This window comes from Rhizobium sp. BK379 (assembly GCF_014193955.1).
Lineage (GTDB): Bacteria > Pseudomonadota > Alphaproteobacteria > Rhizobiales > Rhizobiaceae > Rhizobium.
Genome location: NZ_JACIAD010000015.1, coordinates 1 through 23677 on the forward strand (window position 1 = coordinate 1; position 23677 = coordinate 23677).

Consider the following 23677-nt stretch of genomic DNA (forward strand, 5'->3'; position numbering starts at 1 on the left):
CGTCTCGTCATGGTCTCTCCTGTTCCCGGCATCTAAGCCGAAGTCAGGCAGAAATTCCACTTATCCTGGCTGTGCAGATTTCCCGAGCCAGCTCTGGCATCGGTGGTCTTACGTTCGGACGGCTGATCAAGAGCCTTCAGCACGGTCAGTTGACGGTCGTCCTGCCGAACGGGGAAGCCTTCGTAAAGCGAGGAACTGAGAGCGGACCCGACGCGACGATCGTCATCCGCCGATGGGGTCCGTTTCGCAGGCTCGTGGTGTCGGGCGATCTCGGAGCAGCAAAAGGATATATTCATGGAGATTGGACCACGCCGGATCTGACGGCGCTCATACGCTTGGCCGCCGTAAATGCCAGCTTGTTGGCGCCAGCTCTGTCCGGGACCCCGATAATGAGACTGGTTGGCCGCCTGCGTCATATCTTCAATGCTAACACCAGGCGCGGCAGCCGCCGCAATATTGAGGCCCATTACGATCTGGGCAACGAGTTCTACCAGCAATGGCTTGATGGCTCGATGCTTTATTCCTCAGCCCTTTTCGAGGATGTCACGCAGACACTTGAAGCGGCGCAGCAAAATCGGCTCAGGCGCATCCGCGAAAAGCTGGACGTTGTGGATGGTCACCGTGTTCTCGAGGTCGGTTGTGGGTGGGGCGCTCTCGCGCTTGATCTTGCGACCCATGCGAATGCTCACGTGGTCGGCCTGACCCTCTCGCCTTCGCAACTGGAGTGGGCACGAGGACTAGTGGCGGCAGCAGGGAAAACAGGTCAGGTTGAATTGCGGCTTCAAGACTACCGGGATGTTGGCGGCCAATTTGACCGTATTGTTTCCATCGAAATGTTCGAAGCGGTCGGGGAAGCGTATTGGCCGGATTACTTCGCGATCGTCAAACGATGTATGACATCAGGCGGGCGAAGCTTGCTGCAGGTCATCTCGATCGAAAAGAGCCGGTTCGATGCTTATCGCGGCAGCACCGATTTCATCCAGAGGTACATATTTCCAGGTGGATTTCTGCCTTCCGACGAGGCGCTGCGAAGCGCAGTCGAACGCGCCGGGCTTAAACTGATCGAAGTGGAGCACTTCGGCAAATCCTACGCCCGCACCCTACGGGAATGGCGCACACGTTTCGACGCGAATTGGCTGGCTATCGCCGCTCTCGGCTTCGACGAACGGTTCAAACGGATGTGGCACTACTATCTTTGTTACTGCGAGGCAGGGTTTGAGGAGGAAAGCATCAATGTCGGACTTTATACGATCGAGCATGCCTAAGAAGGCGCTCTTTCACAGGAACAGAACGAAATCGTTTGCCTGGGCAATTCCCGTTATTCTTGTTGGAGCGGCATTCCCTGCTGAAGCCGCCGATATAAACGGCAGCTCGGCCCGCGGAGACGGGAATGCGCGTGTGCGTATTGCACCTTGCGGCGCCGAAATCTGCGCGGTCAACACATGGATAAAGCCCGGCACGCCAAAGGAAAAGGAAGGTGACAAACTGGTTATGTCGATCAAGGAGGACAGCGAGGGCAGCTACTCTGGCACCGCTTTCGATCCGCAACGCGACCTGAGCTACAAGCTGACCGTCAGGGTCGACGGCGCCAGGATGACCACGAAAGGCTGTGTCATCGCCGGTCTGATCTGCAAAGGCGTGGTTTGGACGCGCATGAACTGAGCTTGAAATCGAACTGGGAAGGCCCGCATGAAAACCCACCTGACCGCCTACTGCGCAACGCTGATCGCCTTCGTGGCAATCGATTTTATATGGCTGAGCTTTATGGCCGATCGTCTCTACCGGCCAACCTTAGGCGATATGCTCGCTCCGCAGTTCCGACTGGCGCCGGCAGTGGCATTTTATCTGATCTATGCCGCCGGGTTGACGTTCTTCGCTGTCAGCGCAGGTTTAATGTCAGGGTCGATGGCAACCGCGGCGCTCTACGGCGCTGCCGTCGGCTTCATGGCTTATGCCACCTATGACCTGACCAACCAGTCCACGCTGAAAAACTGGTCGACCGGCTTGACGATTGCTGACCTCATCTGGGGAACCTTCTTGTCGGCGGTCGCATCGGGCGCCGGCTTTTGGGTCACGCAGCGCATCTTTGGCGCTGTCTCGCGCCTATGACGTCGCCCCCGGCGTCGGTGAGAGCTGCCATTAAGGCCTCCGAGCATTTTGGGATCGATTTTTGATCCAGCGGAATTCTGTTGCGTAGGTTACCTCATGAGCATGCAACTGCCGCGCCGAACCGCATTACGTCGAGCCGCCTGTGCTGAGGCAACAGGGTGGCCGACGCCGGGCGGGGCTCGAAAGGTCGGTAAATTGGAGGAAGAAAGCGTTAGGTTAGACGCCGAACGGATCAAAGTGTTGATGTCCGCGGTCGCAGGCTCGCGCGATGTTGGCGCGTTCGAGACCCTTTATCGGCATTTTCATCCCCGCGTGCGCTCTTACATGGTGAAGATGACGAGAGGAAACCGAATCCTGGCAGAGGAGCTGGCGCAGGAGACGATGATGCGGGTTTGGCACAAGGCGTCACTTTTTGATCCCTCCAAGGCGCAGGCGTCGACCTGGATATTTACGATAGCCAGAAATCAGATGATCGACTCGGTTCGCAGAGGTTTGAGGCCTGACTTCGATCCTAACGATCCGGCTTTCGTGCCAGACGAATTAGAGGCCGCCGACCTGGTAATCGAGCGGCATCAGAGTGCGGCGGCGCTGGGCCGGGCAATGACGACCTTGAAGGGAACATATGCGGAAGTGCTTCGAATGTCGTTCTTCGAGGGTCTTACTCATTCGACAATCGCAGAAAAACTAAACCTCCCAATTGGAACGGTGAAATCAAGGATACGGCTTGCATGCGAGAAACTGCGCGCAGCGCTTCAGGACGAAGCCAAATGATCGAACATCATCTGGATGACGACATGCTCCAGCAATATGCTGCCGGGACACTGGCCGAGGGTTGGAGTGTTGCTGTGGCGACCCATCTTGCTCTTTGCCCCGCCTGCCGCTCGAAGCTTTCAGTGCTGGAAAGCGTTGGCGGTTATTTTATCGACAGTGAACCTGCGGATGAAGCCGAGGTGTCACAAAGCTGGGAGAGTGTCAAAGCCAAGATCGATGCGGGCCAGATCGACAAGGTTGTGCATATCAAAAAAGGCTCGTCGTATGATCACACATACCCGGAGCCGCTGAGGACCTATATCGACGCGGCCGGAGGCCTGAAATGGCGCAAGCTCGGGCGCGGTGCCGCCCAAATGGTGATCCCAACCGGCGATGCAACGACGACAGTGCGATTGCTAAAAATTCCCGCCGGTCAACCGGTTCCGGAGCACTCCCATCGCGGCGTGGAGCTCACACTGGTACTTGATGGGAGCTTTAGCGATGAGGCTTCGACATTTGCGCGAGGCGATGTCGAGATGGCCGACGACAGCTTGATGCATCAGCCGAAGGCTAATGCTGGCAAAGACTGCATATGTCTTGCCGTGACCGAGGCGCCGCTTCGTTTCAAGAGCAGGTTTTTGCGGTTGCTACAGCCAATCCTTGGGATTTAATGGTGAGTATCATCGATCCAACAGTCGCGGACCTGCTCACAACCTCTTCTGCAGATCATTTTGCACGATCTTTCTCAGATTTTTGAACCGGAGCGGTGGTCATCCGTAGAATCTTCACCGAGCCAAGAGGCCGGCATTGAGAGGAGATGATCATGAAGAAATTTCTGGTAGTTTCGGCCGTCGCGTTGGCCAGCATCATGACGGGTAGCATGGCTGCTTATGCCGCTAACCCGAAAGTCGGCGGGGCCTCGATGTTTGAGGATAAGAATATCGTCGAAAACGCTGCAAATTCGAAGGATCACACGACGCTTGTCGCTGCCGTCAAGGCAGCGGGCCTCGTTTCCACACTCGAAGGGAAGGGGCCATTCACCGTGTTCGCTCCGACCAACGAAGCCTTCAAGGCGCTTCCGAAAGGAACCGTAGAGACTCTACTCAAGCCTGAGAACAAGGATAAGCTCGCAAAAATTCTGACTTGCCATGTGGTCGCCGCGGACGCAATGGCCAGCACCGTTGACAAAATGATCAAGGATGATGGCGGCGAGCATGAGCTCAAAACCGTCGGTGGTTGCATTTTGAAGGCCAAGGAAAGCATGGGCAAGATCACGCTCACAGATGAGGCAGGTGGCACGGCGACAGTGACGATCGCAGATGTGAAGCAGTCAAACGGCGTGATCCACGTGATCGATAAGGTACTTGTTCCCAAGATGTAACTGTAAGTGCCGGGCCGACTTATCGGCCCGGCATTGTCTCCATCTAAATCCCGTCTTTGCTTGGTTCGGTATTGGGCGCGTTCGAACGCCAGCCGAGTTTCACGCACAGATCTTCACCGGCAGCAACACCACTACGGGCATTTTCGAAAGGCCCTTTCAGCATCGTGGTTTCCCCGCGGAAAACAACGATTACTGTCTTTGATAACGGATCGTAAAACACGGTCATACCGTCTTCGTAGTCCATTTATGACTTCCTCCAATAAAGGGCCGGCGGAGTGGCCGCCGACCCCTTCGGATCCTATGCAGATCCGCGTCAGCTCCTGGGGCGTGGAGCCGGCTCCACTGCTGTAGTGCTCTGCATGGAGCAAACTTGCTACGGAGTGCTCGAAGCCCGGATCAAAATAGAAAGGATTTTTGTGGGTCGCAGTCATTACGCTGCTGACCACGGGCCAAAAGTCGCTGCAAAGTCCGCCGGTGCAATCTCAGGAGCCGTGCTGTCATCGAAATGTTGTTCCCGGTTTCAGCGAACACCCTGTTAATATGCTCCCAGCGCACCTCCTCGGCCGACTTCAGACAAGGCGCACCGGATTGCCCGTTTTGCTGCGCTATTCCGAGTATCTCAAAATCTCATCGGCATCTGCCGGCTTGCTGTAACCGATGTTCTGGCCCCACGTTGCCCTCCGTCTCCTGATCTGTGATCGAGTTCCCATGGACGAGCGAGAAGGAGTTTCTCCATGGAGACTACATTGGAGGTTCTCACGACGCGGCAGGGCCGACGAGAGGCTCATCGCCAATGGCCGGATGAGGTTAAGGCGCGGATCGTGTCGGAGAGCTTGCGTCCGGGCGTGACGGTGAACGAGGTGGCCGAGCGTCATGGGCTGAAGGCCAACCACCTGTCATCCCGGCGAACACTGGCGCGGCTGGGCAAGCTGGTTTTACCCGAACCGGAAGACCCAATCGAATTCGCGGCCATGGTTGTCGAGATGCCCGCACCGGAGCCGCCAGGCAGATTTCCCGTGCCGAGATTGTCGTCGGTCCTGTCACCATCCGCGCGACCACGGGTGCTCGCGCCAAGGCCCGTTCAATACCAGTCTCAATGGAGGGTCTCGGTATAATCATTACCGTAAATCATAAATCAGAGTTTCGATATACGGTCCATCTCCTTTGCCAGGATCGTATAGCTTGCCATAGCACCCATATCGCGATTTCGCACGATTTCATTCGCGAACTCTAATGGGGACGGGTGCTGAGCCCATTATGGGACTCATTGCGTTGCTGATCTCTGCTGCTGGATGGAATGAGCCAGTTGCCGATTGCCGCCGGCGGTCGACACTAAAGTCATCAAATGCAGAAGCATCGGTCTCAAACGCCCTCCGTTCTTACGTATCCGATGTCATTGATGTGAAGTAGAATCTTGCCCGCTGAACGGCGGTTCGATTCCGTTCAAGGAAATAAGCTTTTTAGCTGCTGGCCCCACACCGACAGCGGTAAATGCATTCGGCAACGACCTCGCCCCCTCTTTCGTCGTCCAAACCACTACATGAGCCCCGAAATTGTCAGCGGTGTTCAGCAGCGGATTTTCTCGGTTGGCAAAGACGGGACCGCGTCAGCGTAAACAGCGCCCATTTACTGTCACGTACTTCTCAATTTACCCAACGGTGGACAAAGTAAAACGCAATTTTAGCGGCCGCCAAGCGAGAGATCTTGGCGCCGGGTCGCTGAGCCCATACGGGAGACCCCGTCTAATGAAGTATCTACATATGATGGTAGCCGCTCTCATGGCATTCGCTCCGGTGGCGTCGGCGCAGAATATTCCCGCAAAAATGTCCGTCGAGCAGATCGAGGAGGAGAAGGCCTATGCCGCCGGAATCCAGGTGGCGCTCTGGGGCCGTCCGTTCGTCGACAACGTCCATACGCTGGCAGCCGGCTTGAAAGCCAATGCCGTTGGTCTGAACTACTTCAGGAAGTTCTCCGATCTCAAGACGGCCGCCGACAAGTTCGTGAATACCCCGAACAACGTCTCGATAGACGCCTACGCGGCGGCGGATGTGACCAGCGAACCGGTGGTGTTGTCCGTACCCGTGCTTGACGAAACCCGCTGGTACATCGTCCAGATCGGCGACTACTTCGATCAGGTGACCTACAACGTCGGCGGAAGCAAAGGGCCGGAGCCCGGTCTGTTTCTCATCACCGGGCCGGACTACCATGGCATGGTCCCGGCAGGCATGAAGCAGATCAAGGTCAGAACGAAACTCGCGGTGGTCGCCAACCGTGTGTTCGTCAACGGAAACGCCGATCTGCCCAACGCCCGCGCCGCACAAGAAGGGATCAACCTGCTCCCGCTGTCGGTATCCCAGAAGAACGGCCTGAACTTCAAGCTTCCCGAGAAGGTCGACTACGAGCGTTTCGTGTTCACACCGACGGCTCCCGAGGCGTTGCGACTTTACGAGCAGATCGGCTTTGGCATGCGCATGTTTCTCTCGGCGAGTGACGACTTCTCCGATCCGGATGTCGGAGCGGCGCAGCAAATCGGCCTGAGTGTCGCCAAAGGGTTCGAGTGGCAGGGCCTCGACGAGGCGACCAAACGCGGCCTGGCCAGGGCGGCCGTCGCCGCGGACGCCATCATCGCCAACACCTATGCGAATGTTGCCAAAACGGAGAATGGCTGGCGGTACACGATGGGCGGCGGCAGAGCGGGCTTCAACTACGCAGTAAGGGCCGCATTCTCCGCCAATCTCACCGGAGCGAACGTGCCGGAAGAAATCCTCTATCCGAACAACCGCATCGATGAGGCGGGCGCTCCGCTCACGGATGAGCACAAGTACGTTCTTCGCTTCGATAAGGACAAATTTCCGCCAGTCTCAGTGTTCTGGAACATGAGCATGTACGACGAAAAGGAATTCTTCATCGAGAACGATTTCAAGCGCTACAGCATTGGCAGCACGACAGAGGGCCTCAAGACCGATCCGGATGGTTCCGTGACAATTCTGATCCAAAACGAGCGCCCGGCCGACACGTCGAATTGGCTGCCTGCGCCAAAGGGGCCGTTCAATCTTACCATGCGGCTCTATGGATCACAGACCGCGATCCTCAATGGCTCATATCGACTGCCTGGGGTCAAGCGAGTGGACTGATCGGACCGGTTGCTCCTCCAGATGCAGGGGCGACTTCTTTTGACGGCGACAACTACTCGGTTGAGGGCAAGGTTGGGCTTCGGGTGAATTGGTAAGAGTGGTCGAGATTGCCCGCGGAATTAAGCCAAGCATCATCGGCTACGGCTGAAAACGGCTTAGGGATGCCATTGAACTCCAGAAGTCTGCGACCGCAAAATGACCTACGGCAGTTCGATCCTCATCAAGGCGATCGACATTCGTCCGGATCGCGACAATCAGTGTTGTGAAGTCGGATCTTTGAAACGAATTCCTGGTCCTCCAGCCCCTTGGTAGTCACCGTCGAGGAAGACGATACCGGCACTTTCTAGCGCCGAACGGATCGCAGCGATCGTTCTTGGCTTGAGCTCTTCGCCACGCTCGAAGCGGACAAGTGTGTTCGTCGATACGCTCGCAGCGATAGCAAGATCCTTTACACTCATGTCGAGCGCGGTCCTAGCCATCTTGCATTGAACGGGCAACAAATTCGCCATCTCCTATCGAAATCGCCTTGACGTGGCGATTTTTTCTACGTATCATGGTCTTGGACAATCCTTCACGTCCTGCGTGATTCTCAAAACTAGGATAGCTAGCTCTCGTCCGTGGCGGGAGGCAAATCCTTTTGTCCTTTATGAAAGACAGATGATGGAACTACGCCAGCTATCCTACTTCGTCGCGGTGGCCGAGGAGCTGCATTTCGGTCGTGCGGCAGCCAAGGTGAACATCACCCAGTCGGGCCTCTCGGATGCGATCCTGGCGCTCGAGAAGGAGCTTGGAGTGCAGCTGTTGCTGCGAACGACCAGGCGGGTGGAGCTGACGCGGGCAGGGGCGTCCTTCTACGAGCGCTCGGTCAGGATGATCAGCGAGCTGGAGCTGTCGAGAGAGATCGTTCGCTCGATCGCCGGCAAGACGACCCGCAAGATTGCGATCGGCACGGTCTATCCCGCCACGATCGGCGTTCTGCCGTCGTTTCTCGCGCGCATCGGCAGGAAGTATCCCGATATCCGCATGCATATCGAAAGCGGTACCACCGATGACATCATCCGCCATATCGAGGCAGGCCGCATCAATCTCGGCTTCATCCGGCCGGTGGAGAATATCGGCTCGCTTCGCTTCTTCTCGATTGCTCATGAACGCTATCTGCTGGCAGTGGCCAAGGAGAGCGCGCTGTCCTTAAAGAGCGAGATCGATCTTGAGGATCTGAGAGGGGAGAAGATAATCTCATTTTCCCGCCAGAACCGCTCCTACAGCGAACAGTATTTCACGGAGAAGTTCGAGGAGCATGATCTGACCGACAATGTCACTTATACCTGCGACGACACCTTCTCGCTGGTGTCGCTGGTCTCAGCCGGTCTTGGCATCGGCTTCGTGCCGGAATGGACGCAGGATCTGCCGAACCGCGGGTTCGAGCTGAAGAAGGTGAGGGGCGTCGATTTCAAGATCGGGCTCGGTGTCGCCTGGAACCGGGAGGATCCGACGGCGGCACGTGACGACATCATCGATATCGCACGATCGCTCGCGCGGCCGGGCAGGTGAGGGGCCCTGAGACTTTCGCCATGGTATGGTTAGTTGTGTTCTTCGTCTCGCACAAGCTGCGGAAGACTAAGCGCGATGGGTCGAATGCGATTAAAGAATGTTAATATGTCAATGTTTCGCGCACGTTAACGCTATAGCACCGTGATGCATGTTAATGTATTCATCAATACACTCGTCTGCATCAGCTACATGTAGAGTGGGCGATGATCCAGCGCCTAAGTTATCCCGAGGCGTTGAGGGAACACATGAATAGAGCGAAGGTGCCGTGAAAATCGACGCAGTGTTTAATTGGGAGCAGGCGGCAGAGCAGGCCATGAAATTGAGGGAATACCTAGCCGAAGCGGGGAACTCAGATGACGCGAGACAGATTCTGCTCCACGAACTAAGGACCACTAGGGATTTCGATCTAGCCATTCAGAATGCGAAACAAAGACTAAATCCGAATTGACGCATTTGCGTTAAACTCACGTCAGAGCCCGCGCGCCGATGAACGTGCGCGCCAAGGCCCCGGGGCAAAGGTTGACCGTGATGCCGTTGGCGACGATCTTGCCTCCGCTGTTCCGAGCGTCAAGACCAGGCGAAGCGGCAGCGCTGACCGTTATCGCCGTGCCGGGCGTGACCGTGCACGAGGTGCCATTCACCGAGACATATCCTGGTGAGCACGACCGCGCGAACGCGACCTCGCTTGCTCCGGGACGACATGCGAAAAGCAACATCCCCGACATCGATGCGATACGCGACAGACGAATCATGTTCATCCTCCTCGGCAACTCCCGGGAGGATTGACTGATGGCGCACACCTTAAAGGAAGTACATAATCGTAAATCCAAACGTGAATGCGCCAGAGGATGGCGGGCGAGGCCCGGTCAGGCAACCTGCTGATCTCCAGCTTCCGCGAGCTTGTAGCCGGACATAAGGAAGTATGGGTTCACGGTGAATGCCGCCGTCGCGAGGCATGCCGCGAGCGCGATCTTGACAGGACCAAGAATCATCGCGTCAGCAATCTGCGCTATGTGCTCGAGCATTTCCTCATCTGGACAGTCCGGCTGCTGAGTCGGAAGCGCCAGCGCGGCCTCGGGGCCAGTTTCGATCTGACCGAGTGGTATCGGCATTCCGATGGGCTTGTCTGACATGACTGTGATCCTCTTGTTGCGATGCTTTCCAAAACATCTGTAGACCGAGGATGTTCCGCACTGCAGCAATTGCTGTTCAGTCCTCTTCGATAGCCAGACCGAACCTGGCGTGGTAGCGATGGCAAAGGTTGAGGGACTCATGATGAGAATGAAGCTGGTGGCGGTCGCACTCGCGGCCCTTGCGCCCGTCGTTGCGATGCTGGGATATAACGAGTACGCCATGCGGCAGCAGCGTGGGGAGGAAGTGAGAGTTCAAGCTGCGCAGTCCGCCCGTCAGGCTTCCTCTGAGGTCGAGCGCATCGTTGAAGGGCTTCACTCGCTGCTCATAGCCGTGACGTCGATGCCGTCTGTCAGGCACCTCGACGTGGCGAACTGCAACGATGCCTTGCGCTCGCTCGCAGGCAAGGTCCCAAACATTCAGACGATTTTTGTTGTGCGGCCAGACGGCACCCCGGCATGCGGCAGCATCGCGATCCCCGAGGGTGCGACGTTTGGAGACCGGGATTATTTCAAGCAGGCTGTCGAAACACGCGCTTTCGTTGTCGGCACGTACACCGAAAGTCGGATCACGGGTCGCCCGGTACTGCCGCTGGCGATGCCAGTGGTGGAGAACGACAAGGTTACTGCGGTGGTCGTCAGCGGCATGCTCCTCGACTGGCTCCAGAATCGCATCACGGAAAGAGGTGTGACGCCGGGAAACGCGGTCACTCTCGCTGACAGCGATGGCAGGATCGTCGCCCGCGTGCCGCTACCGGAGAAGTTCGTCGGCACCGTCATACCCGACGAGTACTTGAAGCTCGTGCATGCCGAGGAGCCAGGAATCGTGCAGGTGATGAGCCAGGACGGCACGGAACGGGTACTCGGCTACAGGCCGATTTCGCTGCCCGGAAGCCCTCTCTACGTCAGCGCAGGACTCTCCACCGGCGAGGCCTTCGCGCCCATAAACAGGGCCACGATGACGAACTCGATTGGCATCGCCGTAGGGGCACTCGTGTCTCTCCTGCTCGCCATGTTCATCGGCGAGCGTTTCCTTCTGGCCCCGATCTCCAGGATCTCGGAGGTCATGCGGAATTGGAGGGACGGCAAGACAAATGCCAGAACCCAGATGAGTCCGAGCGACGAGTTGCACGCGGTCGGGGCGACACTGGACGATCTGCTCGATGAACTCGATGCCCGCCGGGACCAGAACGAGAAGGCCGAAGAAGCCCGGGAGCTGCTGGTACGGGAACTTGCTCATCGGGTGAAGAACGGCTTCGCCTTGGTGCAGGCGATAGCTCGGCAGACCTTCGCGAAAGCGGAGCCGGAACGCTATCATAGCTTCTCGGACAGGCTGGCGGCGCTGGCGAGCACATATGACCTAATACTGTCCAAGGAAGGGGCGGGGTCGTCGATGCACGAAGTCGTGTCCGCTGCCCTTCGGTCGCACCTGTCATCGCCGAACAGGATCGTCGTCAATGGAACGGAGGTTCCTCTCCCTTCGGACCTGGCTCTCCCGCTTTCTCTCGTGATCCACGAACTTGCAACCAACGCTATAAAGTACGGGAGCCTCGGTGCCGAGGACGGACGGGTACTCGTTGACTGGAACTTATCAGAAGGCCGGCTTCGCCTGGTGTGGAGGGAGGTCGACGGTCCACCGGTCAAGGCTCCGGAGAGAACCGGTTTCGGTACCGTGCTGATCGGACGCGCCTTCCCAGCGAAGGCCAAGGCGGACAGCCACACGGAGTACAGGCCCGATGGTCTCGTCTTCGAAATTTCGTTCTCGGTGGAACCTACGGCGGCGAACGAAGTTTCTATCGATCGCGAGGAAGCGTGATGACCAGAGTGAAGATCCTTATCGTGGAAGATGAGCCGCTGGTCCGCATGCTTGCTGTCGATCTCGTAGAAGAGGCTGGATTCGAGGCCATAGAGGCCTCGGACGCGGACGAGGCCATTGTCGCTCTCGAGAATATTCCCGACATCCGAATTCTAATGACCGACATTGACATGCCCGGGAGCATGGATGGCCTGAAGCTCGCCGCCGCTGTCCGGGACAGATGGCCGCCGATCAAGATCGTGGTGGTGTCAGGGAAGCAGCGGCCACTTGCGTCGGACATGCCAGAACACAGCCTGTTCTTCGCGAAGCCGTACGACATCGGGAAGATGGCGCATACGCTAATCGAGATGGCAGCCTAAGCGCGCGGCACCCTTCCAGCGGCGCTAAGCCGTGCAACCGCTGGGGCTGGATTTTGCCCGATCCTTTGTCATCGGTGCGAGCTGGCTCACTCCGTTCGGCTTCGCCATAAAAGCCGCCGGCGAACTTTTCAAGCTGTTGTCGGTCGACGATCTGCATGTGGATCCGCGTGGAACGGATGAGGCCTTCGCCCTCAAGGACGTGAATTGCGTTTGTCACTCCCGGTCGGCGAACTCTGGGGGCCTCGATCGTGCTTCAGGTAGGCGTTCTAAAGCCATTCGACAGTGCCGTATTTTGATAGCGTCTCGACCGGCTGCATGGCGGGGTCGCTCGGCTTTCCAAGCGTCGAGGCGGTCATTCCAAACTTTCGCGGCCGCGATTAGCTCGTCTTGCGGAAGATTCTCGCCGAGCGCGGCGCTCAGATAGCGGCAGCCGGCTCTTCGGTACAGGCTAGGGTTCCACAGGCACCATCAGTATGCCTCCGGCACGCCGCTTACGCTTCCTGGTCGATCGCGCTGTCCAGATCGATCTTCCCCCACGCTCTGAACTTCCCTTTGCCTGTACCGGTGTCGAGAACGGCTTCGGCCATATCGTACCCACACACGGCTCAGGAAGGCGTCAATCGTCATCTCGCCGGCATAGGCGGCAGCATGCTCGTCCCTGAGGACAGCAGGCCAGCAATCAATGGGTATTTCAGCGTGCTTAGTCATTCTCTCCCCGGTTCCCACAGGGGGCTTCCACTGGTGCGCCAATGGTCTGACGTCACCTCAGACTGAAGTCCGAAGTGAGTTTTTTGGTGGAACGCAAAGACCGGGCAATCATTTAACCGCGGTCCAATAAATTCAGGTAAAGCCCCATGAAAAAAATCATCCTGGCTGTAGCTCTGGCTTTTTCGTCCGTCATCGCCGTCCCGGCCGCTTCCTATGCGGACAGCGTCATCATTCGTACTGATGACGGTCCGGGCCCGCATCGCGGCTGGGAACGTGGCGAGCATCGTGGCTGGTATAACGGTCACCGTGGGTGGAGAGCTCGAATGGTCCATGAAGGTTACCGGCGCCACCCGTCTTGCTTCACCAAAAGGGTAACGACGTATCGGTATGGTGAGCGCGTTACGCGGACGACCAATGTCTGCCGCTAACTGAACCCGATTTCGCACCATGGAGCCGGAGGGTAATCCACTCTCCGGCTCCTGCCGTTTCGGCAGTTCTTCCCTGAAGGTTTTCTGTCCCGAGGCCGCCAAGGCATGTTCTGCGGGTGTCGCCGCCTCCGTTTGTTTCCCTTCTGGTCGGGCTGAATTAGGGGATTGCAGCGCAACTTGAACGTTTTGCAAACGTGATATGGGGTCAACGGGCGTCACCTCCCCGGGTGACGGGGTGGGGAACTTTCCAGCGGTGCGCTCGTTGAGTGTTTTGTTCGGAGCGCCGTCAGCACTCCGTATTGCGTCCGTGCCTCCGATGGTGAGAGCAGGTTTGGTCGCATCGACCTTCCAGATCTCGCTTAAGGCAGGTGACGTGTGTCCCGCTACTTTTTCAACATATATAACGGCGCTCAGTCTCGTGACGAGCACGGCACTGAGTGCAAGGACACCGCAGCGGTTCGCGCTGAAGCCGTTGGGACCGCGCAGGATGTTTTCAACTCGGGACATCTCTTCCACGGCGAAAACGGGTCTATGACCGTGAACATTGTAGATAGCACCGGGAAACCAGTAATGATCGTTGGCGTTACAGCTTACGTCGAGGTTGTCGTTGGTTCCTCCCTTCCGCCGTAGCAACGCGCTGGTGTGATTCGGGAAGAGCCTGTTCATTCGCCGCGGTCCTCCGTTGTAGGGGCGAAGGCGCGCAAGATCCTGTTCCAAACCGTCGCTTCGAAATCAATCTCGCCGTCACTTGGCGTCTTGCCTCCGGCGATCGTCGTCTCGTTCAGGTGATGCCAGTGGGCAAATTCTTTGATAGTCGTTAGGACTTCGCTGCGAACCACATGATGGTCGGGTGGAACATTGCCCGCGTCAACGTGTTGTAGAGCGGACCCTTTGTTCCTGTTGGGGTCTAGAGGCTCATCGTCGCCCCGCGATGGGCCTTTGCTACTTGCGGCATACCCATCAACTGTTGAATGTCTCCCTCAATGCCTGATTGTTCCCTGTTTGGGCCTTCAACATTAGGATGCTGCGTTATTGAAAGAAAATGCTGCAGTTGCGGTGCATCCGTCGCGATGGCCCACGACTGACGTATCTGCGTGACGAGCGCCGCATCCTCGTCTTCGAGCTTCACGCCGTTACCTCTTCGAGCCAATTGATCTGGGTGAGCAGGATGCGGGTATCGCGGCCTACTTGATCAAGGTCATTGCCAACCACACTCTGCGAGGGAGTGGGGATAGACAGATCAAAGCGAGGCGCTATGTTCTTTTCATCGCTAGCAAACGAGCTCGTAGGCGCTGGCGGCTGAGGGCTAAGAGCTCCCGCCTGCCAATGCAGGGGGGCCTCATGGCCAAAGACCCGACCGCCCAATCTCAGAAGATCATCAGCGCAGGCCGCGATAGCCTGCTCGTGCTTATCGCTGAAGACGAGGCCCTCATAAAAATCAATCTCGAAGAGGTCGTGACGGAAGCCGGCTTTGAAAACCTTGGATTCTCGAATGCCGATGAAGCTATACGTGCCTTGGAGAAAGACTCGGCGCGCTTTTGCGCCGTCATAACCGACATACGGATGCCGGGAAAAACGGACGGTTGGGATTTGGCTCGCCGCGCTCGGGAACTGCAGCCGCACATGCCAGTGATTTATATCACTGGGGACAGCGCTAAGGACTGGGCAGCTCAAGGCGTTCCAAACAGCGTGTTGCTTCAGAAGCCTTTTGTTCACGCGCAGCTCATTACAGCGCTGACAACGCTTCTTAACGAGGCGGGCACGACCCGGATAGACCCCTAATTGGCTTGCACCAGTGATTTTGATCAACTCACGGCATCTCGACATTTGTGACGATGGTGGTGGGGTGTCGGCAATGATGGGCAGTGGCTTCGATGAATGCATTTGCTATCGTCCACAATAGAGCGCAGGTTGAGATCCTCGGCAGCCATAGAACGGGCGCTGCCGATTGAGGCCCGTGAGCTTCGCCCCAACCGGAAGGAGGACAGCATGTCTTCCGAAATCAACACCGCCAATCTGAAAAGCAAAGACGTGAAGATGCTTCAGGAGGTTCTCGTCAGCTGCGGCTATAAGGGCAAAATGTCGGCGAACCCGGGGCGAGAGTTCATGGTTGCCGCCAGACTGATCATTCGGCTTTTCCACCAGGGCCTGAGAGAGCCGGTCCAGCTTGCTAACGCTCTGCGCAGAAACTTCGGTAGCTCGCAGAAGGGCGCGGACGTCATAAATTTTTCGGGTCCGCATCGAGACGCCGTGCTGGAAGTAACGCCGCCGGAGCGTCGCGCTCACTGATAGACGCCTCAATTGACTGCGATAGCAGCCGTGAGCGCTGAACCGACCAACCTTGCAAATACGTTTGGCTGCCATCCCGCATGTGAAATGGGCGGTGGGGTGACGGCGACAGCGGGCGCGGCCTCGATCGCCTCTCGAAAGGCAGGGCGGGGCCGAGCTTTCCGCCGTGCCGAGACTGCCAAGCCTGCCATGCGGCGGCAATCATCTGGTGCGACAGCAGTCATCGGCGTGCGGCCTCCATTATGATTTTAATAGCTGCCGCCGTGTCGCCCGACACGCGCCAGAGGCGATCGGCAAGGGTGTTGGCGTCAATGCCGTGGGATTCCCACCAAGCCTGCTCATGGCCGGTCTTGTGCGGGGCGTCCGGGCCGGCGCGGTGCTCTTCGGGGAGGAGGGGGATTGTCCAGTTGTCTCCTACCTTCGTTCCTTTCCCGCGCATGTGCTTTCCGAAGCGCTAGTCCGGAAAGTTGACGTGGCAGGGCTCCAACAAGCCCTGCCCAGACCACGAGATCGAAACCAAGGAATACGACATCGCTCGTTATGAGGCGATCAAGGCGGCGTATGTGAGGGCATTGGCGAAGAGGGAGCAGGCGGCATGACCGGCTCTTTATCCGCGAGCAGCGACCAGCTCGACTGCCTTCCTTGCGTCTTCAGACCGGATTCTTCCGTCGATGACGTCTCGGCAGGCGTTCCATGCTCGCTTCCATTTAGGAGTGTCTTGGTTGGGCTCGTGGATGAGCCAGTTGATAGCCTCCTCAGGGGAGCCGACTACAATGCGCATGCGGCTGTCTCCCAGGACCAGGGGAATGTTCCAGCGGTGTACCTGCCGATTCCGATGAAGCCGCCCCTTTGTTCCGAGATGATTGCGCCCTCCTTTTTAGTGGGGTCTGCAGGCAGTAATTGTTGTCAGTTCGTTCAAGTACGGTGTCAATCTTTTCGAGGCAGGTTTCGTCGTAAGCTTTCGCCGCTGAGTTCGATGCGGTGGGCATTGTGGACAAGTCGATCCTGGGTTGCATCGGCGTAGGTGGGGGTCCCCGATGACGCCGTGCCAGGCAGTTACGGGGAGCTGGCTGGTAATGATCGTAGAACGACGGCCCAGGATTTCCAGCAGATCGTGACGGGCTTGTTCGTTGAGCGGTTCGAGGCCCCGATCATCGAGGGTCAGGACCTGAACATGACCCAGTGTGCGTTGCAGCCGGGCATCCCTGCCGTCGCCACGAGCGAGAACAAGCTGGGCAAACAGTCTTAGGACGCGCTGATAGAGAACGGAACGATCGTCTCGGCAAGCCTTGTGACCGAGAGCGCAGGCTATCCAGCTTTTTCCGACACCCGAGGGTCCGCAAATGGCCAGATTGTCATGAGTGTTGATCCAGTCGCCGCCGAGCAGCTTCATGAAGAGCGCGCGATCAAGGCCACGCTCGCTGCGATAATCGACATCTTCCGGGGTCGCCTGGCGGCGCAACTTGGCGAACCGGAGGCGTGCGGCTAGCCGGACTGGGCACAGGTCCATCGCGAGCTGAAGCGCAAGCAGGCGCGCGACGATGACCCGTCTTCGTCCCCGCCGCTTTATAGAGAACCGCTTCCAGGGCCGCGTCGGTGACGTCGTCGTTCAGCGGCCACAACAGCTCCGTAACTGCGGCCCGCCGAAGCGTCTCGCGCACCGTCGACGGCGCACCTCCAACCCGGATCGCAATCGACTTGTGCCCAAGTCCTTGCTCAAATCGATATCTTAGGATCTCGCGGACACGCCGCATCTCCAGTCTCTCCGCAGGCATACCGTTCCTTCCTTGTCACCATCGACGGAAGGAACTTCACACCGGCAGACCACCCTTGCCAGATGCCCGCCAAAGGGGGCGACATCATTTCGGAATCAGGGGGCGGGTTGCCTCGGAATTTGCAGTGTACCATCATGGCTGCTCTCCAACTGTCTGGGCCTCAAAGAACGTTAATTCCCCGCTGCCTCGCATCGTTCCAGATCAAGTGAGTAATAATCATTTTGCTGGGAGCGCGGCATCAATCGACGCTCAAGCTCGATCAACGTCTGAGAATGCCGGCTTCTTCAGCCGCGCGGATGAAGGCGAGCTGTGCTTTTTCTCTGGCGACCTTCCCGTCCATAGAGGCGAGACAGGCTCGCCGAGCAGCGGAAAAGGATTTGCCCCCCTTGATTGGCCAAGAGGTCATCAGACACGCCATGGCATCACGCGTGCTGGTGACGCTCCGGAAATGATCGGAGTTTTCGATCATCAGTTCGATTGGCTTGTCCCAAAGATCGTCGCTCATGTTGGCACCTCAGGAGGAGGATTCCCCGGGAATGAAATACGCAGCCTGCCCAGTCGTTCCGGCTATCGGACCAAGGTCCCTGGTGCGTATGCGACTAAAGGCCGGGGTGTGCGGCGATGACCTTCCTCGAAGCCTTCACCAAGTACCGGCCTGACGTCGAGGGTATCGCCGAAGCCCTTGGCATCACCCCACAAGAAGCGGACCGCCTCATCAACGATCTCATGGATCGCCTGTACCAGAAGCGCGCAGTATAGCCGGAGGCCGGTATGAAGGAGAGCCAGATCCATAAGGCTGTCGTTGCCCACTGGCGCGCTCTCGCTGTGCCTGGAACGTTCATCGGCACGATTCCGAACATGGGAGCAACGGGCCAACACGGTCTTACAGAGAGCCTCCAGGACCTGATCTTCATCGGTCCGAAGCTCCACGGCTATCTCGATTGAAAAACAGAGACCGGGAAGTTCACCGGCCCGTAGCGCGACTTCAAAGCCCTCTGTGAGGCTCACGGCATTCCGCACCTATGGCAGGGACGAGCCTATCAGGCTGCTCGGGGACCTTGGATTTAGCAGGAGGGCAGCATGAGCAACCGCGCCCGGATGCCGCTCCATGTCGGCGACTATCTTGCAGACACCGGCCATGTCACTGCGACCGAGCACGGCGCCTATCTGCTGCTGATCATGCACTATTGGCAGAACGGGTGCCTGCCGGAGAACGAGCGCATCATCGCCCGCATTGCCAAGCTTTCGCCTGAGCAGTGGGAGGAGAGCCGCGACATGCTCGCAATGTTGTTCGGCCCAGGCTGGACCCACAAGCGCATCGATGCCGAGCTGTCGAAGGCGGACGAGATCATCGAAAAGCGCCGATCCGCAGCAGAGGCACGGGCGTGAAGCAATCTTCCTCACTTCGTTCGGAAGACGCGAGCGCGCCTGAAACCAATCCTGATTGCGAAGAATTTTGGGAAGCCTACCCGAACAAGATCGGCAGGCCGTCGGCTGAGAAAGCTTTCTCCCAAGCCATCAAGCGCGCCGGCCTCCACGAGATCATGACCGGCGTCAGGGCCACGTCCTAAAGACCGACGACCGTCGGTGGTGCCTCCGGTCAAGTGGCTCTCCGACCGATCGCTGGAAAGACCTGCCGGCCAAGCCTCACGACAAGCAGCCTTCAAAGCCAAACGGCTTGGCTCACCTGCGGCAGACGCAGTCCCGAGCACAGTACATCGCCCAAGAGTTAGCCCGTTCCGAGAGGAGTTTCAAATGATCGCAGCAGCCAGACAGTTCACTAGCGCAGCGGAGATGCGTGCCGACTACACGGCGGTGCATCAGCGCTACTCCAATCCAGGGGTGCCGGCGAAGCCTGAGCCGGTCGTCATCGAGGCGGCGGCAAGATTCATCACCAGGAAAGTCCCTCTCTGGAAGGTGAAGGATACAGCAAGGTCCACGCCGGAGCCTCTGGCAATCCTAAGACCACGGCAGCGATGAACATGCGAGAGCCCGATCGCCGTGATGGCGGCCAAAGGGCATCTTGAACCCCATCAGGTCGAGGCCGCGATCAAGTTCCGGCGACTGTGAGAGTCGCTGGCGCGGGAACCGATCACGGACCGCCAGATTGACGCCGGGTTCGAGCTTCAGGAGTGCCGCGAACTGCTCGGCCGCCGGCACTACGACGTCGTCAGCCGCGTTGCCGGAGAGGGCTGCATCATTGCCGAATTCAGCGCGTCGAAGGGCGCTCGGCACACACTCGCCGATTACCTGAAGGACGCTCTGGACGATTTGGCTGTGCATCTTCCGGAAGCGAAAGACACCACCGAACTCGCGATCGGTAGTGTTGCCAAGGTAAACTTTGCAAGGTATTTAGTGACTAGTGTGGTGATTTGCGCAGAGCGGTCACCGAATCAGCCGTCTCCGGGCGGCTTTTCAATTTCAGGCATCGATCTTCGCGGCTGGCTTCTTCCGCTTCCGCGGTGCTATTGCCTTGATAGCAGTCCTGCTGCTCGCTAACTCAGCATCCCTCGCAAGACGCAACTCGCGAAGGCGAGCAGTCTTCTCGTCGCGGGCGGCGTTTCGAGCTGAAGTAAGTGCTTGAGATTCCTTGGTGGTGATCTCGGCTTTGTCTTGCAGGGATTTATGGGTCATCGCTTTTAAGTAGCGCGCTAGCGTCGAAATAGAAGACCGACGCAGCCCCTCAATTTCCTAGATCGGACGGTTTCCCGTTGAAACAATACGGTCTGGCGAAGCACATTCTGATGGCCAAAGGGATGGCTCGTGACCAGCGAGAACCCTGCGGCCCGCCCTGCATGTCGGAGTAGAGCAGCCCGGTAGCTCGCTTGGCTCATAACCAAGAGGTCGCGCGGTCGGGCCTTGTCGTTGGGGGGCTATCAAGAGTTCTGCTACTTGAATTTTACGTTACGGCCTTCGGTCGACTTTTGGGAGCAGGTTTTTCTCGGGCAGGCAGACATCGCGGTTCTCCACGGTCGACGTTCAAGCTCAAAGACCAGAGACACGGCCTGCCAGTTGGTGCGCCTTGTCGACCACGTAGGCGTCAGGATGCGCCTTCTCTGCATACGCCGCTTCCAGCACCGCATTCAGGATTCGGTCTATACCGAGCTGAAGTGGGCTATCGCTCACCTCGGACTTGAGGCAGCATACGACGTCCAGAAGACGACGATCATCCACCGGCGGACCGGAGCGGAGTTCATCTTTACGGCATCGAGCGAAACCTTGGCTGTCCCGCTTGCTGCGTTGGCGACGCCGAAGCGCGGTCGATCCTTCAAAAATACTCGTTTTGACCTATCATCTGTCTGACGAGGTGAGTCGATGGGACGTTCAACACATTTGTCCGAAATGGCTCAGAGGTCCGTCGAAATCCTGCTAGGGCGGACGATCGACCAATGCGGTGCGATTTGCTTCCGGATGAACGACATTGGGGCAGTTGAAGTGCTGCTGATCACCAGCCGAGACACCGGCAGGTGGGTAGTTCCAAACGGAAATATCGAAAAGAACGAGCCCTTGTACAAATGCGCTCGACGCGAGGCATTGGAGGAAGCCGGCGTCATTGGATGCGTAGGTAAGAAGTCCATCGGTTATTTTTCCTCCCTGAAGGACTCGTCCAAGCCTCCTTTTTTAGTGAGCGTTTTCGCCCTTCAGGTCGAAAATGCGGCCGACGAATTCAAAGAAGCGGGTATCCGAAAACTCGTCTGGGTTTCGCCCAGAAGCGGCGGCTTTGGTCGATGAGCCAGAACTAAAGGGAATCTTCAGATTGATCTCTAGTGATTTCGCACCAGAGACTTTTCGAAAGGCGATTGGGAGGCGTTTCGTCTCGAAATAGGGGCTGATTATAACCGTCCCATCATTGGTACCGGCCCGCGTCCGACAGCAGCGATTGGAGGTGGACTGCCAGGTTAGGACGTAGCCGGCGCGGGAATATAATCTGGATGAGCTCTCGATATTAAGTTGCTAATCGGGCTTAACCCGACCGCCATATCACTTCGGGCGTGCAGACTACACGTCTGCAGCGTCCAGATCGGCGCATTGCTCAGGGCTCAATTCTCGTCCCATCTCGGGCCAATAGACGGGAGCGTCCTATCGCAATAGATATCAGGGTTTACGTGCGGAGATTTCAATGAATCACGGAAACCGCCGCGACACCGGCTTCATTGGCTGCTCGCAGGATAGCGCTTCTCAGTTCCACGCTGTTGGCCTTTCCGGTCATCACGTCGAGGCAGGCTTTCACGGCTGACAAAAATTCCTCGCCGTCGTCCGATGGCCAATCTTTGATCAAAGCGGTGGCAGCCTCATGGACGGTGCGAACAATCAGCCGCCGGCCAGGGTCCTTGAAGATGAGGATGACTTGATCAAATTCGGTTGATGTGTCGAATCCCATTACGCCACGAATTGTGACGAAATGTCTGCGTCTAAAGCCAGTTATCATAATGACCTAAAGCAATCCGTCAACATGAGCAGGTATGGTCCGATAGGACAACGACGCCGGCTGCCTTGTTTAGGTCGAGGAATGACATTCGGCTTTGATTGGTGGGATCACGCGGCCTCAGGGCTAACAGAGGGAAGGGCAGGATATGCCGCCACGCGATCCCAATATAATGACTTACGCATGACCAGTTTGTTCCCTTTCGGCGAATGATTTGAGTCGTTGCCATCGCACTTGGCCTCCGCCGTAATCATCTTGATGAACTCGACACTAGACATGACCCGAGTCGCGGATAGCAGGCCGAATTGGCAAACGAATGTGACTGCCTATCGCGCACTGTACTGCGGTATGGAACGATTTCACGTCTCCTCCTATTTTTCCGGAGGAACGCACGATCCCGGGAAATCGTCTAAGAGTCGAACCCGGGGGGCCGAAAGCCCTGAAAGCTGCGCTGACCAGTGCGCTTCACAGTGGTCTTATAACGGTCATCAATCTTGGGAACATCGGTGATGTAGCTAGGTTCAACGTCGCGTCGGAGCCGACGTTACAGAAGTGGTTGAGAAACTTCGTGACGCCCGGAGGGTTTATCCCTTACCGGGGGACGACAGAGCTGCCGAAAAAGCCGCAGCGCTCCTGGAAGCTGCTGTTGCCGGTAACGCGCCGGTGAGCACGGTAGACATCCTTACAAGCACAGCCGCTAAATTGCTCGACAGGTCTCAGCTTCTCAACCGAGAAGCTCACGGTATTTCGAAATCTTGTCGAGCGATCCTGTGAACGAGACGAAACAGTGCCTTATCGATATCGGAGTCATCGAGTAGGGATGGATCCTCGGAAACCATCTGAAGCGCACGGTCGGCAAGTCGGGCTGCATCAGCTTCTGACTTGACGTAGCGGCGCGCAAGACTGTTCAGGGTGGAAATGGTTGTCGAGTGGGATTGCGCTAGCATAGTGCACCCGTTCCTGTTCGGTCAGCGGGTGCACGTCAAACACTGAGCCACCAGCGCCAACGGTTCAAACAACTGATGATGGCCCCATGCTACGACCCATCCCCAAAAAAGTCCACCGCAGAGGTGACTGCCAAATCCGCGGACCGGGCAGCTCGACGCGAAAAGATGCCCGCCGAGGCGGGCGAGTTTCCGGGATCAACATGAAGTGGATCGCACGACGCCTGCTGGGCAACAGAGTCTGGGTTGATCGACTTGCCGGGCGACCTGACCGTTCAACTGTGAAGAAATACAAATGTTCCAAGCCGCCGATAGGGCGGCTTTTCATTATCCACATGCCGGCTTCGTCCGGTCGAAATGGAATTGAAAGGGCAGGGGCGGGCTTAATGGCATCGAACGACGACATCTGTCACGCGCTGGGCCGCGTCGAAGAGGGCGTGAAGCGGATTAGAGAAGATTCCCAGGAGGAGAAGCAAAACGCCCGCGAAAGCAGGCGGTCATCCAAGCAAGGCTTGACCGCCAAGCCAAGCAGATCAGTCATCTCGAGACAACGGTGGCGATCAGCGGCGAGGTTGATGCCCAGATCCTCGAGGAAATCAAAACACCAAAGGAAACCGTGGAAAAGAACCATGCCGCGGTCCAGCCAGCTCTTGAAGAGTGGAAGCGGATGAAAACCCTCGGCGTCGGGATCTCCGGTCCCATAGCGTCCGCCGGGCTGACGATCGGAGGTATCGTTGCCTATATCGGAGATGGACGGTGTCTGCCATCCGCCATTGGCTGAAAGAGCTGGCTCGGGAAATCTGCACAGCCAGGATAAGTGGAATTTCTGCCTGACTTCGGCTTAGATGCCGGGAACAGGAGAGACCATGACGAGACG

The 23677-nt window shown here is 57.5% G+C and carries 29 protein-coding genes and 3 pseudogenes; 19 read left to right on the forward strand and 13 right to left on the reverse strand.

The features are described from left to right. Positions 1-62: 62 nt before the first annotated feature. The 6 genes from FHT93_RS35130 (at position 63) to FHT93_RS35155 (ending at position 4240) form a co-directional block, all read left to right on the forward strand. Positions 63-1265 (forward strand): cyclopropane-fatty-acyl-phospholipid synthase family protein, encoded by a 1203-nt coding sequence (locus FHT93_RS35130; protein ID WP_348649822.1) that lies wholly within the window; start codon positions 63-65, stop codon positions 1263-1265. Continuing rightward, entirely contained in the window at positions 1258-1662 is a 405-nt protein-coding gene (locus FHT93_RS35135) for a DUF2147 domain-containing protein (protein WP_210299524.1), read from the forward strand. Before FHT93_RS35130 ends, FHT93_RS35135 begins: the two co-directional genes overlap by 8 nt. 27 nt (positions 1663-1689) lie before the next feature. Next, the gene (locus tag FHT93_RS35140) at positions 1690-2109 is read left to right on the forward strand and encodes a DUF2177 family protein (protein WP_183851403.1); all 420 of its coding nucleotides are present in this window, start codon (positions 1690-1692) and stop codon (positions 2107-2109) included. A gap of 96 nt (positions 2110-2205) precedes the next feature. Then, a complete protein-coding gene (locus FHT93_RS35145) occupies positions 2206-2880 on the forward strand; it encodes a sigma-70 family RNA polymerase sigma factor (protein ID WP_348649820.1) in 675 nt (224 codons plus the stop codon). Next, positions 2877-3530 carry a ChrR family anti-sigma-E factor gene (locus tag FHT93_RS35150; RefSeq protein WP_183851404.1) on the forward strand — a complete coding sequence of 218 codons (654 nt, stop codon included), beginning with the start codon at positions 2877-2879 and terminating at the stop codon, positions 3528-3530. The genes FHT93_RS35145 and FHT93_RS35150 overlap by 4 nt, the downstream gene beginning before the upstream one ends. Before the next feature lie 152 nt (positions 3531-3682). Further along, positions 3683-4240 (forward strand): fasciclin domain-containing protein, encoded by a 558-nt coding sequence (locus FHT93_RS35155; protein ID WP_183851405.1) that lies wholly within the window; start codon positions 3683-3685, stop codon positions 4238-4240. 43 nt (positions 4241-4283) lie between these two features. Here FHT93_RS35155 and FHT93_RS35160 read toward each other — a convergent pair whose 3' ends face one another. Then, the gene (locus tag FHT93_RS35160) at positions 4284-4484 is read right to left on the reverse strand and encodes a hypothetical protein (protein ID WP_018115954.1); all 201 of its coding nucleotides are present in this window, start codon (positions 4482-4484) and stop codon (positions 4284-4286) included. Positions 4485-4636: 152 nt separating this feature from the next. Beyond that, positions 4637-4795 carry a helix-turn-helix domain-containing protein gene (locus FHT93_RS35165; protein ID WP_348649821.1) on the reverse strand — a complete coding sequence of 53 codons (159 nt, stop codon included), beginning with the start codon at positions 4793-4795 and terminating at the stop codon, positions 4637-4639. Between the two features lie 179 nt (positions 4796-4974). Between FHT93_RS35165 and FHT93_RS35170 the strand changes: the two genes are divergently transcribed. Both FHT93_RS35170 and FHT93_RS35175 read left to right on the forward strand, forming a co-directional pair. After that, positions 4975-5355 carry a transposase gene (locus FHT93_RS35170; protein ID WP_183851406.1) on the forward strand — a complete coding sequence of 127 codons (381 nt, stop codon included), beginning with the start codon at positions 4975-4977 and terminating at the stop codon, positions 5353-5355. Between the two features lie 708 nt (positions 5356-6063). Then, complete coding sequence (locus FHT93_RS35175; RefSeq protein ID WP_246781804.1) at positions 6064-7374, forward strand: DUF1214 domain-containing protein; 1311 nt, start codon at positions 6064-6066, stop codon at positions 7372-7374. 254 nt (positions 7375-7628) lie between these two features. On the opposite strand, the gene FHT93_RS35180 is transcribed toward FHT93_RS35175, so the two are convergent. Further along, complete coding sequence (locus tag FHT93_RS35180; RefSeq protein ID WP_018115956.1) at positions 7629-7853, reverse strand: helix-turn-helix transcriptional regulator; 225 nt, start codon at positions 7851-7853, stop codon at positions 7629-7631. 181 nt (positions 7854-8034) lie between these two features. On the opposite strand from FHT93_RS35180, the gene FHT93_RS35185 reads away from it, so the two are divergent. Beyond that, positions 8035-8925, forward strand: coding sequence for a LysR family transcriptional regulator (locus FHT93_RS35185; RefSeq protein WP_183851417.1), 891 nt, complete (start codon positions 8035-8037; stop codon positions 8923-8925). A gap of 464 nt (positions 8926-9389) precedes the next feature. Here FHT93_RS35185 and FHT93_RS35190 read toward each other — a convergent pair whose 3' ends face one another. Next, positions 9390-9566, reverse strand: a complete 177-nt coding sequence (locus FHT93_RS35190) for a hypothetical protein (protein ID WP_162709991.1) — start codon at positions 9564-9566, stop codon at positions 9390-9392. A 225-nt stretch (positions 9567-9791) separates the two neighbouring features. Continuing rightward, positions 9792-10058 carry a hypothetical protein gene (locus tag FHT93_RS35195; RefSeq protein ID WP_113207635.1) on the reverse strand — a complete coding sequence of 89 codons (267 nt, stop codon included), beginning with the start codon at positions 10056-10058 and terminating at the stop codon, positions 9792-9794. 142 nt (positions 10059-10200) lie between these two features. Between FHT93_RS35195 and FHT93_RS35200 the strand changes: the two genes are divergently transcribed. Both FHT93_RS35200 and FHT93_RS35205 read left to right on the forward strand, forming a co-directional pair. Then, positions 10201-11871: a sensor histidine kinase gene (locus FHT93_RS35200; protein WP_029616586.1), complete on the forward strand. Its 1671-nt coding sequence runs from the start codon at positions 10201-10203 to the stop codon at positions 11869-11871. Then, positions 11871-12230 (forward strand): response regulator, encoded by a 360-nt coding sequence (locus FHT93_RS35205; protein ID WP_113207634.1) that lies wholly within the window; start codon positions 11871-11873, stop codon positions 12228-12230. The genes FHT93_RS35200 and FHT93_RS35205 overlap by 1 nt, the downstream gene beginning before the upstream one ends. Positions 12231-12934: 704 nt before the next feature. Here the strand turns inward: FHT93_RS35205 and FHT93_RS35210 are convergent. Together FHT93_RS35210 and FHT93_RS35215 are read right to left on the reverse strand one after the other, a co-directional pair. Beyond that, on the reverse strand, positions 12935-14032 hold the full coding sequence (locus FHT93_RS35210) for a hypothetical protein (RefSeq protein WP_183851407.1): 1098 nt from the start codon (positions 14030-14032) through the stop codon (positions 12935-12937). Positions 14033-14273: 241 nt separating this feature from the next. Continuing rightward, positions 14274-14495 carry a hypothetical protein gene (locus FHT93_RS35215; protein ID WP_183851408.1) on the reverse strand — a complete coding sequence of 74 codons (222 nt, stop codon included), beginning with the start codon at positions 14493-14495 and terminating at the stop codon, positions 14274-14276. 212 nt (positions 14496-14707) lie between these two features. Between FHT93_RS35215 and FHT93_RS35220 the strand changes: the two genes are divergently transcribed. After that, entirely contained in the window at positions 14708-15148 is a 441-nt protein-coding gene (locus FHT93_RS35220) for a response regulator (protein ID WP_049800949.1), read from the forward strand. A gap of 207 nt (positions 15149-15355) precedes the next feature. After that, positions 15356-15655, forward strand: coding sequence for a hypothetical protein (locus tag FHT93_RS35225; RefSeq protein ID WP_183851409.1), 300 nt, complete (start codon positions 15356-15358; stop codon positions 15653-15655). Between the two features lie 607 nt (positions 15656-16262). On the opposite strand, the gene FHT93_RS35230 is transcribed toward FHT93_RS35225, so the two are convergent. From FHT93_RS35230 to FHT93_RS35245, 4 genes and pseudogenes are all read right to left on the reverse strand, one after another. Continuing rightward, positions 16263-16463, reverse strand: coding sequence for a DUF982 domain-containing protein (locus FHT93_RS35230; protein WP_348649823.1), 201 nt, complete (start codon positions 16461-16463; stop codon positions 16263-16265). 119 nt (positions 16464-16582) lie between these two features. Beyond that, positions 16583-17147 (reverse strand): annotated as a pseudogene (locus FHT93_RS35235) (ATP-binding protein); the annotation flags it as partial. Between the two features lie 40 nt (positions 17148-17187). After that, positions 17188-17409: pseudogene (locus FHT93_RS35240) on the reverse strand (IS21 family transposase); the annotation flags it as partial. 280 nt (positions 17410-17689) lie between these two features. Further along, a complete protein-coding gene (locus tag FHT93_RS35245) occupies positions 17690-17935 on the reverse strand; it encodes a DUF982 domain-containing protein (protein WP_018115973.1) in 246 nt (81 codons plus the stop codon). Positions 17936-18051: 116 nt separating this feature from the next. Between FHT93_RS35245 and FHT93_RS35250 the strand changes: the two genes are divergently transcribed. The 3 genes from FHT93_RS35250 (at position 18052) to FHT93_RS35860 (ending at position 18819) form a co-directional block, all read left to right on the forward strand. After that, positions 18052-18189: a hypothetical protein gene (locus tag FHT93_RS35250; protein ID WP_183851411.1), complete on the forward strand. Its 138-nt coding sequence runs from the start codon at positions 18052-18054 to the stop codon at positions 18187-18189. A gap of 12 nt (positions 18190-18201) precedes the next feature. Continuing rightward, entirely contained in the window at positions 18202-18375 is a 174-nt protein-coding gene (locus FHT93_RS35255; protein WP_018115975.1) for a hypothetical protein, read from the forward strand. Between the two features lie 135 nt (positions 18376-18510). Next, on the forward strand, positions 18511-18819 hold the full coding sequence (locus tag FHT93_RS35860; RefSeq protein WP_246781805.1) for a DUF1376 domain-containing protein: 309 nt from the start codon (positions 18511-18513) through the stop codon (positions 18817-18819). A 570-nt stretch (positions 18820-19389) separates the two neighbouring features. Here the strand turns inward: FHT93_RS35860 and FHT93_RS35265 are convergent. Continuing rightward, positions 19390-19713, reverse strand: coding sequence for a hypothetical protein (locus FHT93_RS35265; RefSeq protein ID WP_018115978.1), 324 nt, complete (start codon positions 19711-19713; stop codon positions 19390-19392). Between the two features lie 729 nt (positions 19714-20442). Between FHT93_RS35265 and FHT93_RS35865 the strand changes: the two genes are divergently transcribed. Together FHT93_RS35865 and FHT93_RS35275 are read left to right on the forward strand one after the other, a co-directional pair. Then, positions 20443-20733, forward strand: a complete 291-nt coding sequence (locus FHT93_RS35865; RefSeq protein ID WP_246781806.1) for a phage terminase large subunit — start codon at positions 20443-20445, stop codon at positions 20731-20733. A gap of 12 nt (positions 20734-20745) precedes the next feature. Then, positions 20746-21162: an NUDIX hydrolase gene (locus FHT93_RS35275; protein ID WP_183851412.1), complete on the forward strand. Its 417-nt coding sequence runs from the start codon at positions 20746-20748 to the stop codon at positions 21160-21162. Between the two features lie 385 nt (positions 21163-21547). On the opposite strand, the gene FHT93_RS35280 is transcribed toward FHT93_RS35275, so the two are convergent. After that, on the reverse strand, positions 21548-21811 hold the full coding sequence (locus tag FHT93_RS35280) for a DUF982 domain-containing protein (RefSeq protein WP_018115981.1): 264 nt from the start codon (positions 21809-21811) through the stop codon (positions 21548-21550). A gap of 1375 nt (positions 21812-23186) precedes the next feature. Here FHT93_RS35280 and FHT93_RS35460 point away from each other — a divergent pair. Continuing rightward, positions 23187-23634: pseudogene (locus tag FHT93_RS35460) on the forward strand (DUF1515 domain-containing protein). Positions 23635-23677 lie beyond the last annotated feature (43 nt).